Annotated in this window: 10 protein-coding genes; 3 read left to right on the top strand and 7 right to left on the bottom strand. The window is 66.0% G+C overall.

Features of this window, described 5'->3' with window-relative positions; all coding sequences use genetic code 11:
• Positions 1–15 precede the first annotated feature (15 nt).
• The 4 genes from OX462_RS08465 to OX462_RS08450 are packed head-to-tail and all read right to left on the bottom strand — an operon-like array spanning position 16 to position 3,168.
• Positions 16–507 carry an Hcp family type VI secretion system effector gene (locus OX462_RS08465; RefSeq protein ID WP_034750126.1) on the bottom strand — a complete coding sequence of 164 codons (492 nt, stop codon included), beginning with the start codon at positions 505–507 and terminating at the stop codon, positions 16–18.
• Between the two features lie 31 nt (positions 508–538).
• Positions 539–2,029 (bottom strand): type VI secretion system contractile sheath large subunit, encoded by a 1,491-nt coding sequence (gene tssC, locus OX462_RS08460; protein WP_070224152.1) that lies wholly within the window; start codon positions 2,027–2,029, stop codon positions 539–541.
• A 1-nt stretch (position 2,030) separates the two neighbouring features.
• Positions 2,031–2,540: a type VI secretion system contractile sheath small subunit gene (gene tssB / locus OX462_RS08455; protein ID WP_121670092.1), complete on the bottom strand. Its 510-nt coding sequence runs from the start codon at positions 2,538–2,540 to the stop codon at positions 2,031–2,033.
• 37 nt (positions 2,541–2,577) lie between these two features.
• Positions 2,578–3,168, bottom strand: a complete 591-nt coding sequence (locus OX462_RS08450) for a tetratricopeptide repeat protein (protein ID WP_070288791.1) — start codon at positions 3,166–3,168, stop codon at positions 2,578–2,580.
• 271 nt (positions 3,169–3,439) lie between these two features.
• Here OX462_RS08450 and tssJ point away from each other — a divergent pair, with 271 nt between their 5' ends.
• From tssJ to icmH, 3 genes are read left to right on the top strand one after another with little or no spacing between them, the layout of a single operon-like run.
• A complete protein-coding gene (tssJ, locus tag OX462_RS08445) occupies positions 3,440–4,036 on the top strand; it encodes a type VI secretion system lipoprotein TssJ (protein WP_409028176.1) in 597 nt (198 codons plus the stop codon).
• Between the two features lie 37 nt (positions 4,037–4,073).
• The gene (gene tssK / locus OX462_RS08440; RefSeq protein WP_070311262.1) at positions 4,074–5,444 is read left to right on the top strand and encodes a type VI secretion system baseplate subunit TssK; all 1,371 of its coding nucleotides are present in this window, start codon (positions 4,074–4,076) and stop codon (positions 5,442–5,444) included.
• Positions 5,441–6,226 carry a type IVB secretion system protein IcmH/DotU gene (icmH, locus tag OX462_RS08435; protein ID WP_070311259.1) on the top strand — a complete coding sequence of 262 codons (786 nt, stop codon included), beginning with the start codon at positions 5,441–5,443 and terminating at the stop codon, positions 6,224–6,226. The genes tssK and icmH overlap by 4 nt, the downstream gene beginning before the upstream one ends.
• Before the next feature lie 28 nt (positions 6,227–6,254).
• Here icmH and OX462_RS08430 read toward each other — a convergent pair whose 3' ends face one another.
• The 3 genes from OX462_RS08430 to tssM are packed head-to-tail and all read right to left on the bottom strand — an operon-like array spanning position 6,255 to position 11,848.
• Positions 6,255–7,040: an OmpA family protein gene (locus OX462_RS08430; RefSeq protein WP_409028175.1), complete on the bottom strand. Its 786-nt coding sequence runs from the start codon at positions 7,038–7,040 to the stop codon at positions 6,255–6,257.
• 9 nt (positions 7,041–7,049) lie between these two features.
• Complete coding sequence (gene tagF / locus OX462_RS08425; protein WP_409028174.1) at positions 7,050–8,030, bottom strand: type VI secretion system-associated protein TagF; 981 nt, start codon at positions 8,028–8,030, stop codon at positions 7,050–7,052.
• Positions 8,027–11,848 carry a type VI secretion system membrane subunit TssM gene (gene tssM, locus OX462_RS08420; protein ID WP_409028173.1) on the bottom strand — a complete coding sequence of 1,274 codons (3,822 nt, stop codon included), beginning with the start codon at positions 11,846–11,848 and terminating at the stop codon, positions 8,027–8,029. The genes tagF and tssM overlap by 4 nt, the downstream gene beginning before the upstream one ends.
• Positions 11,849–12,040 lie beyond the last annotated feature (192 nt).

Raw genomic sequence — 12,040 nt, 5'->3', positions numbered from 1 at the left:
GCCGCGCACCATGGATCAAGCCACGCGGTTCGCGGCCAGGTCCCAGCCGCCCGAGGTATTGCCGCCGGCGCCGCCCGTCACTTTTTGCTGCGTGTATTTCCACTTCACTTTCGAGAATTTGAAGCCGACGTGTTCACCGAGGATGTCGCCTTCTTCCACATTCGGCGTCACGGCGCCGATCAATACGTTCTCGATTTCGATTTCAAAATACTTGACGCGCTCCCCCTGGCCGTCGGCGCGCATGAATTCGAAGCGCGCCTTGGGGATGGTCTTGCCGGCCGAGCAGGTCTGCAGCAGCACCGGCGAGGCCAGATCGGCCAGCTTGGAGATGACGATGTCCTTGTGTTCGCAGCGTTCGGCCGTGTGGCCGCCGCCCGTCGAAGCGGTGGCGGACTTCGGCTGCTCGACGCTCCAGCTGACCGATTTGCATTCGATCCAGTCCTTGTGCTTGTCATCGGTGGACTCGCCCTTGATGCCGTCTATCTGCAGATATACATCGATTGCCATGGTGTGCTCCTCTGGTTGAAAGATGGGTGATTCAGGAATTGGTCGACTTCGGCAACTCCGCGACCAGTCGGAGCGAAACGGATAATTCATCGAGCTGGAAGTGCGGCCGCAGGAACGACACGGCGCGGTACACGCCGGGCCGGCCCGGTACTTCATGCACCTGCACGGACGCTTCGCGCAGCGGGAACTGCGCCTTCTGTTCCTGGCTGGCGTTATCGTCGAGCAGCACGTACTGCATCAGCCAGCGGTTCAGAAAATCTTCCACGCTGGAGGCGGCGGCAAAGCTGCCGATCTTGTCGCGCATCATGGCCTTCATGTAGTGCGCGATGCGCGAGACGGCGAAGATGTACTGCAGCTGCGACGACAGCACCGCGTTGGCGTTGGCCGCGTCGCTGTTGTACTTGCGGCTTTTCTGCGCCGACTGCGCGCCGAAAAACGCCGCATACGCCGTGTTCTTGCAATGCACCAGCGAGATGAAGCCCAGGTCCGACAACTCCTTTTCGCGCCGGTCGGTGATCGCCACTTCGGCCGGGCATTTCAGGGCCACGTCTCCCTCGTCCGTCTTGAAGGTGTGGGTCGGCAGGTCGTCCACCAGGCCGCCGCCCTCCACGCCGCGGATGGCGGCGCACCAGCCGTAGTCGGCAAAGGCGCGCGTCAGCTTGCTGCCAAACGCATACGCGGCGTTACACCACAGGTATTTGTGATGATCGCTGCCGTCGACTTCCTCGACAAAGTTAAAACCGTCGACCGTGGTGCCGTCGACGGGATTGAACGGCAGCCGGCCCAGGAAGCGGGGCAAGGTCAGGCCGACGTAGCGGGCGTCCTCGGATTCGCGGAAGGCTTTCCATTTCGCGTACTCGACGGTATCGAACACCTTGGCCAGGTCGCGCGGCTTGCCCAGGTCACCGTAGCTTTCCAGGCCAAACAGTTCCGGCGCAGCCGAGGCGATGAAGGGCGCGTGCGCGGCGGCGGCGACGTGCGACATCTGCTCGACGAAATACATGTCTTCCGGCTGGCGCGAGATGGCGAAGTCGCCCAGCAACGCGGCAAATGGCGCACCGCCGAAGGTGCCGAATTCCTCTTCATACACCTTCTTGAACATGCTGCTCTGGTCGAACTCCAGCGCGGCCTGGAAATCCTTCACCAGTTCGCGCTTGGTGGCGTTGAACATGCGGATCTGCAGGCGCGTGCCCGTGTCGGAATTGCCGACCAGGTAGCGCAGCCCCGTCCAGCTTTGTTCGAGCTGCTGGAACGGCGCCGCGTGCATGATTTCGCTGAGCTGGGCCGAGATCAGGCGGTCGATCTCCGCCACGCGCGCGTCCAAGGTGGCCGACAGGCTGCTCGACATCAGCACCGTGCCGTCGAGTACCTGGGCCACCAGTTCCGAGATCAGGTCGCGCGCGCGCGCATGTTCGGCACCGGACTTGGCGACGCGGCTTTGCTCGACGATCTGGTCGAGCAAATCGGTCGCGGCCGGCGCGCCGGGCGTGGATACTGCTAGGGCCTCTGCCTGGGTACTCATCTCAATCCTCCTGCGCCGGGAACTGCGGTTTCAGGGTAGCCAGGCTGTCCGTGTTGTTCAGCACTTCCGTCAGCAAGTCTTCCAGCTTGTCGTTGCCGGCCAGCTTGTTGCGCAGGTCGGCCAGCTTGGTGCGCGCCTCGAGCAGCTTGCGCAAGGGATCGACCTGGCGCACCACCGATTCCGGGCGGAAGTCGTCCATCGAGCGGAAGTGCAGATCGACGGCGAACGTGCCGCCCGCCTCGCTGATACGGTTCGGCACGGCGAAACGGGCCACCGGCTCCACGCCGGACAGCACTTCATCGAAATTGGCGCTGTCGATGGAAACGAACTTGCGGTCCTTCAGGCGTTTTTTCTCGCTGTCAGGGTTGCCGCCAAAGTCGCCCAGCACGCCGACCACGAAGGGCAGCTCCTTGTTTTCAATCGCGTCGCCGATCTCGACGTCATAGGTCATTTGCACGCGCGGCGCGCGTACCTGCTTCAGGCGTTTTTGCACGCTGTCGGACTTGGACATGTCGCTTCCTTTGCAAGGAGATGGTGGGGATGCTCGCTTATTTCAGGCCGCTGAACGGGTCGGCCGCGCTGCCTTGCTGCGCCGCGCCCTTCGCCGCCGGCGTACCGGAACCGGCCGCGCGCTTGCCGGCCGCCGGCGGGCGCCTGGCCGGCGGCACCAGGACGTCTTCGCCTATGCTTGCGCGCAGCAGCTTGGCCAGGTCCTGCGCTTCCGAGCGCAACGAACCATTCAGATTATTTTGCCGCGACAGATCGGCCAGCGCCTTGCCGGAAAGGCGCAAGCCGCTGACGGCGACGATGCTGTTGGCCACCTTGTCGTCCGGGTCGCGCTCCAGCGCTTCAAGCGCATGGCCGATGGCGTCGCCGTACTGGCCGCGGTCGAACTTCATCTGCGCCATTTGCAGCCACGGCGCCTTGTCGGCGGGATAGCTCGCGCCGCCGCGCTGAAGCAGGGTCATGGCACGCTCGTACTGGCCGGCGCGCGCCGCCGCATCGGCGTCGCTCATCACTTGCGCCAGGGTCGCCGCGGCAGGTTTTGGGGACGCCGACTGGTCCGGCGTGGCGCAGGCGGCCAGCAGCAAGGCGCTGGCAAGGCAGACAATACGGAGCGATATCGTGGCTGGCTTCATCGGGGTACTCCTTCACGTGGAGGACGCTACCGCTGGGAAAGATGGGCGGCGTGAAGACTATTATTGATCGGCAATTTTTTACCAAATTGAGATTAATCAGCAAAGAAGAAGTTCCACGCTGCAGCCGCGCAGGACGACATGAATCCTGATCTGGCGCAGTAATTGTCTTGATCGCAGACCGATCTTGCGCCAACGCAAGCAGGTCGCCCGTGCATGCGTTTAAATGACTGCAACACTTTTGTTTCCACACTTCATCTTGCAAAGGTCGCCCATGCCACCTGACGCCCTGGTCCGCCCGGCCCGCGCCACCGCGCTACCGTTGCTGGCATTGCTGCAAGCGTTGCTGCTGACCGGCTGCGCGGGCGGCGCCCTCGGCACCCTGGCCAACGCGGCGCTGCAAATGGCCGGCGTGGCCAAGCCGCCGCCGGAACTGCCCGACGCGCAGCAGCCGCCGCGCAACGTCAGCATCCGCCTGCACGCGGCGCAGCGCCTGAACACCGATGCCGACGGCCGGCCGCTGGCGCTGGTGGCGCGCATCTACAAGCTGCGCCAGAGCGCCGCCTTCGAGCAGGCGCCTTACGACAGCTTCCTCGACGCGCAGCGCGAAAAAGCGGCGCTGGGCGCCGACCTGATGGAAGTCAAAGAGGTGCTGCTGGTGCCGGGCCAGCGCTACGAAGTACAGGAAAAAGTCAGCAAAGAAGCGTATTTCATCGGCGTCGTGGCCCTGTTCCGCGCGCCTGCGACACAGCGCTGGCGCGCCACCTTTGCCGCCGCCGACGCGGAACGCAGCGGCATCACCGTCGGCCTGCATGCCTGCGCGCTCAGCATCAGCGGCACGTCCACGCTGTCGGCCCCGCGCTGCCAATAGCACCAACAGACACGCCACACATTCAAGGAGAAACGAGATGGGCATGGCAGCGAAAGTCTTGTGGGGAGAAGGCCTGTTCCTGCGGCCGCAGCATTTCCAGCGCCAGGACCAGTATCACGAAGCGCGCCTGCATCACACGGCCAGCGCGCTGCATCCCTACCTGTGGGGCGTGGCGCACATGGAGTGGGACCTGGCGGCGCTGAAGACGGGCACCCTGCGCCTGCAGGCGCTGTCGGCCATCTTCCGCGACGGCGAAGTGTTCGAGGCACTGGGCGACGGCGCGCCCGGCAGCGATATCCTGCCCCCGCCGGTGGACCTGGAAGCGCTGCCGCCGGCGGTGCAGGAAGTGACGTATTACGCGGCCCTGCCCATCCTCAACCGCGAAGGCGTGAATTACACGGCGCAGGCGCCAAATGCGGGTACGCCGGCGGCCACGCGCTTCGCGCACGCCATGCACGCCACGCCCGACCTGTTTACGGAGTCCGCCGTGGCCGACGTGGCCTATCTGAAAAAGACCGTGCGCCTGATTCCCGACAGCGAGGCGCGCGGCTCCTACGACTGCCTGCCTCTGATCGCCCTGCGGCGCACGGTATCGGGCGGCTTCGAACCCCTGCCCTCGTTCATGGCGCCCAGCCTGGCGATCGCCGGCGCGCCGCGCCTGCAAGGCGTGCTGGAACACCTGCTCGACGCCTTGCAGGCGAAAGTGAGCGCGCTGCACGGCCACCACCGCGAACCGAGCCGCAACGTGATCGAATTCCGCTCGGGCGACGTGTCCTCGTTCTGGCTGCTGCACACGGTCAGCACGGCCGCCGCCGCGCTGATGCACTATGTGCGCCACCCGGCCCTGCATCCGGAGCGCCTGTACGAGGCGCTGCTGGGCCTGGCGGGCGGCCTGCTCAGCTACTCCAAGCACTACACCCTGGCCAGCCTGCCCGCCTACGACCACGCGCAGCCGGGCGCCTGCTTCGATGCCATCGACGCCATCATCCGCGAACTGCTCGACACCGTCATCTCGTCGAAGTATTTTTCCATCGCCCTGCTGGAAGACAAGCCCTCGTACTACCTGGGCAAGCTCGATTCGGGCAAGATCGACCAGCACACCACCCTGTACCTGGCGATACGCGCCGCCATGCCCGCCATAGAGCTGGTGGACGTGGTGCCCGTGCGCGTCAAGGTGGGCGCGCCCGACGACGTGGAAAAATGCGTGCTCACGGCCATGCCCGGCCTGAAACTGTCGCATGCGCCGCAAGTGCCGGCGGCCATTCCCGTGCGGCCCGACACCTATTATTTTGCGATTGAAAACCGCGGCGCGCTGTACGAACAGATGCTCAAGGCGCAGTCGATTTCCGTCTACGTGCCGGCCGGCATACGCGACCTGCAGCTGGAACTGATCGCGGTGACGGCATGAGCCAGCTCATCGAACGGCGCGCGGCGCCCTCCCTGCTGGGACCACGCGGTGCCGCCCCGGCAGGCGGCAGCCGGCATGCGGGCAGCGCCCTGCTGGACCTGATGCACGAAGGCTTTTACATGCTGTTCATGCTGAAGCACGGTTCGGCGCCCGGCGACGAGCAAAGCTTCATGGACCGCATCACGGCCTTCCTCGACGACTTCGAACGCGAAGCGAAAAAGATCCGCGCCGATGGCGACGATATCGAGGCGGCCAAGTATGCGTTCTGCGCGGCCGTCGATGAAATCATCCTCGCCTCGCCGTTCGCCCTGCGCAAGCAGTGGGAGCGGCGCCCGCTGCAGCTGCTGATCTTCGGCGACCAGCTGGCCGGCGAACACTTCTTCGACCGCCTCGACGCCTTGCGCGGCAAGGGCGCCATGCGCGTGCAGGCGCTGCAGGTGTTCCACATGTGCTTATTGCTGGGATTCCAGGGCAAGTATGCGATCGACGGCGGCGAAAAACTCAGCTACCTGACGGCGCGCCTGGGCGACGAAATCGCCCACATCAAGGGCAAGAGCCGCGGCTTCGCGCCGCGCGCGGAACGCCCCGACCAGGTGGTCAACAAACGCGGCAGCGACGTGCCGCTGTGGGCGCTGTCGAGCTTTTTCGCCCTGCTGGCCATCTGCGCCTACCTCGGTCTGAAAACGCATCTGACGCGCGGCACGCAAACGACCCTGGCCGCGTATGCGGACCTGGTCAAGCTGGCGCCGCGGCCCGCGCACCTGACCATTACCTTACCCTGATCATCGCGCATGTCCCATTACGCGTGCTTCATTGAGCAATGCGGAACTCGATGCGCCGGTTCCTCGCCCGGCCATCGGTCGTGGCGTTGCTGGCCACGGGACGGTCCGGCCCCTGGCCCGACACCAGCACGGTATCGGCCGCGACGCCCTTGCTGGCCAGGTAGGCGCGCACGGCTTCGGCCCGTGCCTGGCTCAGGGCCACGTTGCTGGCGCGCAGGCCCGTGTCGTCCGTATGGCCGATCACCTCCACCTTGCGGCCCCGCAGCCTGAGCATGGCGGCCGCCATCTCGTCGAGGATGGCCTGGCCGGCCGGCGTGATGGTGGCCTTGCCGCTGTCGAATTCAATGATGCGTTTATCGAGCGCCGCATCGAGCAAGCCCTGCTCGGCCTCGGCCGCCTTGACCCGCAAGCCATTGTTGACGGTGTAGGTGGGATTGAGGCTGGTGGCGATGTCGCTGGCGATCTGCTGGCGCTGCGCCTCGTTCGCCACCTCGCCGCGCACGCTGACGTTGTTGCCGGCTATGCTGATCTGCCCCCGCGAAATGAGCTTCAGGTTCGGCGCGATCAGCTTTTGCACGTAAGCGTTCCAGTTGGCCGGCACGGCCACGTTGCCGACGCTGATCTGGTCGACCACGCGCTCGGCGCCATACAGTTCGCGCAGGCGGGCCAGCACGGCCGCCTTGCCCGCCTCGTCGGCCAGGGTGCCCGTGACGAGGATCTGCCCCGGCATCGGCGTCTGCGGCGCTTGCGCCTGCGTCTGGGCGATGCAGGGAACGGCGGCGGCAAGCAGCAGGAAGAAAACGGTTGATTTCATCGCAATCCTTCAGGCAAAGGTATTCGTGAACATGGCGCAGGCCGAGCGCAGCGACAGCTGCTCCTGCTGCAGGCAGGCGGACAACCGGCGCAGCGCCGGTGCGTGTCCCAGCTGCTCCTCGACCCAGTCGAGCTGGTCGAAGATGATCAGCCGTTCGCTGCCGGCCTGCGGATCGATCAGCGCGCGCAAGCCATGCGGGTCGGCGCCGCAAAAGCCGATCACCAGCACGGGCGCCTCGTCGAGGTGGGAAAAGAACAGCGCCAGTTCGAAATCGGCCTGGCGCAGGAAAGGCGCAATCAGATGCAGCCAGAAGCTGGCCACCAGCTCGCGCAGCTGCGCATCTTGCGGCAGCGGCAACACCAGGCTTTTTTCCAGGCGCGGCAAGCCGCTCCGCCGCACCGGCTGCAGCAGCAGGCCCAGGCCCAGCAGCAATTCGCGCACCGTCACCGGGAACGCGGGCGAAGCGAGCATCGTTTGCAGGCCATGCACGGTCTGCGCCTGCAAAAAGGCGGCCAGCCGCGCCGCGTGCTCAGGCGCGGCCGGTTCAATTTCCACCACGTTGCCGGCCAGCGCCAGCAAGGCCGGACCCGGCTCCGGGCTGGCCACGATACCCTGCGACAGCTGCTCCACGCGCTGCCACAGCGGCGCCAGCGCCAGCGGGCTGCAGCCGACAAAGGCTTCGGCGTCGTCGATTTCCAGCGCGCCCATGGCCATGAAGGGGAAGCGCCGCTGCGACTGGTCGTTGCTCGCTTCGAGGCGCCCGGCGATGGCGCGCCGGCTGCGCGTGCCGACGAAGGCGAAGCGCAGCGGCGGCAAGGCGTCGTAATTGAGCTTCCAGCGCGGTTCCACCGTCAGCGCAGTCATGACCTGCGCCAGCCAGTCGTCGAGCAGCTGCACCAGCGCGTGATTGTCGCAAGCCTTGATGAAATCGCCGCGCGCGGGGATCTTGCCGAAGTAGCCGAGGCGCACCTGCTGCGCTGCGCGCATCATGGCGACACTCCCGCAGCCGCGGCGATGACCGGCACAGGAGCCGGCGCACCCACGATGGTCTCGGGCAGCTGCATGCCGCGAAAGCCCTGCTCCTGCACCGCCGCAGTCCCGCCCGCACCCGTCGCCGTCGTTTCCGCGCTGCTGGTGATTTTCAGGTCGACCGCCACGGCCACCTCGCCGCGCGTCCAGCGCAATTCGAATACGCCGCCATCCTTGCGCTTTTTGCTCGCCGCATCGATCATGCGCTTCAAGCCGAACTGTCCCGGCTCGTTGAACAGCTCCACCGTGCGCCCGTCGAAGGTGACGGCCGTGATGCGCGCCCCCTGCATGCCCGCCGCGCCCTGCGGCCCCGGATGGACCATGTTCGTCCACTGCGCCGGCGTGTTGCGGTAGCGCAGCTGCTGGCCGTCGATCTCCACCGTGTATTCCAGCGTGCCCGGTGCGGGCGACGGCTGGATCTGGAACACGGTTTGCGCCGCTGTCGACGTGGCCGCCACGCCGCCCGCGCCCAGCGGCGCGATCCAGCCGGGGAAGCGCGCCACCACCTGCGGCGACAGGCTGATGCCCATGTCGGCCCAGGTGCGCGGCGCCAGCACGTCGCCGCGCCGCACCACCAGGGGGCCTATCGACGTCGTGACGAATTTCGCCACCAGGCCTTCCGGGCCGAAGAACTGGCCGATCTCCAGGTTGCTCGCCTCGATGCGCGCCGTGGGCGCGAACGGATACTTGTTGGCCAGCGATTTCTGGAACGGTTCATATACCTGCGCCGCCCAGGTCTTGTTGATATCGAGTTCGGCCGGTGCGACGATGACGGCAAAGGTCTGCATCAGCGGGCGCACGAGGATGGGGCGTATCGCCTGCTTTTGCGCGTCGCTCATCCCCGTGAGCAGCTGCTCGTCGACCAGTTTCAGGGCGTCGGCCAGCTCGGAGCCGCTGCCCTCCAAGGTCTGCTGCATGAACTGGCGCGCGCCCGGTCCTGCGTCTCCCTGGTTCTTCAGCAGGTTCAAGCGGCTGCGCAGTTTCGACAGCGCTTCCAGGTAGGCGCGCATCAGCGAGGCATTGTTGTCCCTGGCCGCCACCAGCTTGCCCACGCCGGCAAATTCGCGTCCCACAGGGCCCATCGGTTTGTCCAGGCGCGCCGGATCGAGCTGCGCATTGACGCCGGGACTGGCCGTCAGCTGCGACGGCGCGCGACGCAGCACGGTTTCCTTGAACCACGCGATGATGCCCCGCTCGGCCTTGCGCAATTGGGCATTTTGCAGCGCCGGGTTGTCCCACGAGGTTTCCTCGTAAATCGTCGTCAGCAGTTTGGCGATTGGCGACGACTGCGGGTCGCCCAGGCGGTTCATCGCCTGCACGGCGCCGTCAAAACCCTTCAGGTCGGCGACGGCGACGCCCTGCACGAATTTTTGCCATTCGCGCGCGTAGTCGGCCTTGTACATGGCCACGAGGTTTTTCTCGATCTGCTCCGGACTGCCTTCCAGGGTCAGGTCGTCGGTGGAAGCGCTTTTCAGCACCCAGTCGGCGCTTTGCAGTTCGCGGTTGGCGGCATCGCGAAACGCGCCCTCGACGAACTTTTCCCAGGCCTGGCGCGTAAAGGCGCCGGAGACGGCGTAGCTGCCCGCCAGCAGGGCCTGATCCTGTTCGCCGACGATGCGCGCCACCGTCATGCCGGGAAAGCGCGTCGAAGCGCGCGCCTTGATGTCGGCATACACGCGCTCGCGCGCCGGCATGCCGCGCACCACGCGGCGCAGGTTTTCGCGCGCCTGGTCGACCAGCGCCAGCTTTTGCTCGATGCGCGGCCAGGACGGGTCGCCGATCTGCGCCAGGTAAAACGTCAGCAGCCGTTCGGCGCTGCGTATCATCTGCTCGCGCGGCATGGCGCCCCGGTTGCCCTCCAGCCAGCCGCGCCAGAAGCGCGTCATCTGGTCGTTCAGGTGACTGCTCTCCGCATGCGTCTTGTCGGCCAGCATCAGATAGGTTTTCAGCGCGTTGTAAGCGTCTTCCACATTCGTCGCGCTGGCCGCCTGGTATTGCACGCTGCGCGGCGCGGCGGGCCCCGCAGCGGGCGATACGGCGGCCGGCGTCTGCGGCGTGCGCGCCGTGGGCTGCAGCTGGTCGGCGCTGGCGTTCATCTCGAACAGCAAGGCTTCCAGCGCGCCCGCCACGGGGGTCAGCATGAGCTGGCGCGCGCCGGCGAAATATTCCTCGCGCAGTTTGCGCTCCAGTAAGTCGCCCTGGTACAGGCCCAGGCGCAAGGACCACGGCCTTTGCTCCCGGTACGCTTCCAGCTGCTCGATGCGGTCCTGCAGTATTTCGAGCGCTTCCAGGCGCGATTGCAAGTCCAGGCGCTTCTCCTGCAGCTTCACGACTTTATTCAGATCGGCCTCGACGTTGGCCACCAGTTGGCGGTTGCCCAGGTAGGACCAGCTCCAGCCGCCCAGGCAGGCGCCCAGCGACACCGTGGCGGCAAAGAACACGGCATATTTGAAGCGCAGCCTGGCGCGGTTGGCATAGGTGGCCACCAGGTGCTTGTCGGCAAAAATGACCTTGCGGAACAGTTCCAGCAGGAAATAGCCGTGCTGGCGCGCGCCCGATGGCACGGCGGCCGGGGCCGGCGCGAAGGCCAGGTCGAAGCGGCGCGCCACCTGCTGCGACGAGGCACTGACGGGCTCGCCCTCCTGCAGCGCGCTGGTCAAGTAAAAACCGCGGAACACGGGCTGGAACTGGAACGGGTTTTCCTCGAACAGGGTGGCGATGAAGGCGCGCAGGGCCGGCTTGATGGCGGCAAATTCCAGCGGGAAGGTGAACACGCCGGGCGCCATCGTCTTGCGTTGCCGGTGCGCCATGTTGGCCAGGCTCAGCTCCGTCAAGCCATCGTGCAATTCATCGAAGCTCTGGTCGAAAAAACTCAGCAAGTCGGTCGTGGGCAGCTTGCGCTGGTAGGGCATGGTGGCGCCCCATACGCGCTCGCGCTCGCTGCGTTCGGCATCGGCAAAAAACTCCGTGAAGCCGGCGATCAGGTCCGCCTTGGTAAACACGATGTACAGGGGCGCGAACACTTCCAGGCGCTCGATGACGTCCTGCACGCGCTTGCGCAGGCTGCGCGCCAGCTGCATGCCGACGTCGGGGTCGCCCTTCAATTCGGCGATGCTGACGGCGATGAGGATGCCGTTGATGGGCGCCTTGCGCCGGTATTTTTTCAGCAGGTCGAGAAAGCCGAACCACTCGCCCCGGTGCTCGTCGACGACGGAGTAGCGCCCTGCCGTGTCGAGCACGATGCCGTCCGTGGTGAAAAACCAGTCGCAGTTGCGCGTGCCGCCCACGCCCTGCACGATCTTGCCGTCGGCGAAAGGAAACTGCAGGCCCGAATGCAGGATGGCGCTGCTCTTGCCGGCGGCCGGATTGCCGATGATCATGTACCACGGCAATTCGTACAGGGCGGCGGCGCCCGACTTGAGGCCCAGCTTGGAGGTCTTGATGGTCTCGATGGCGGCCAGCATGCCCGTGCGCACGGCGTCGAGTTCGCCCTGCTGCGTGTTGCTGGCCGTCGAGGACGAGGCCGCCTGCGCGGCGGCGATCTCGGCCTCGTTGAGGATGGCCTGGCCCAGCGCCTGCGCATTGCGCCGCGCGCGGCGACGGCGCCACAGCCACAGGCCCAGCCACGTGACAAAAGCCAGCAGCAGCAAGGCCAGCGCCCAGATCAGCGCCACTTCCAGCACCTCGGCGCCCAGGTACAGGGACAGTGCCAGCGCCACGAAGCCGAAGATGGTCAGATTGCGGCTGTCGGTGAGGAAATGCCAGAGTCGTCGCAGCATGATGAGCCCAGGGTGAGGTCGCAAAACAGGAGGAACGCCGCCGCGCAGCGAGGCGGATTCGGCCCATGCTGACAGCAATGCGGCGCGCCTTTGTTGACATACGACAAGTTCCAGGCGCCAGCGCACGGCCCGCGCCGGTGTGCCATTGACGCTGCGCAAGTAAGCTTGCAGCGGTGAAATTCAGGCCGGTAC

Origin of the sequence: Janthinobacterium aestuarii (genome assembly GCF_046113285.1) — a bacterium.
GTDB lineage: Bacteria > Pseudomonadota > Gammaproteobacteria > Burkholderiales > Burkholderiaceae_D > Janthinobacterium.
Note: the sequence above shows the minus strand (reverse complement) of the source record. Positions and strands in the feature narration are given on the sequence as shown.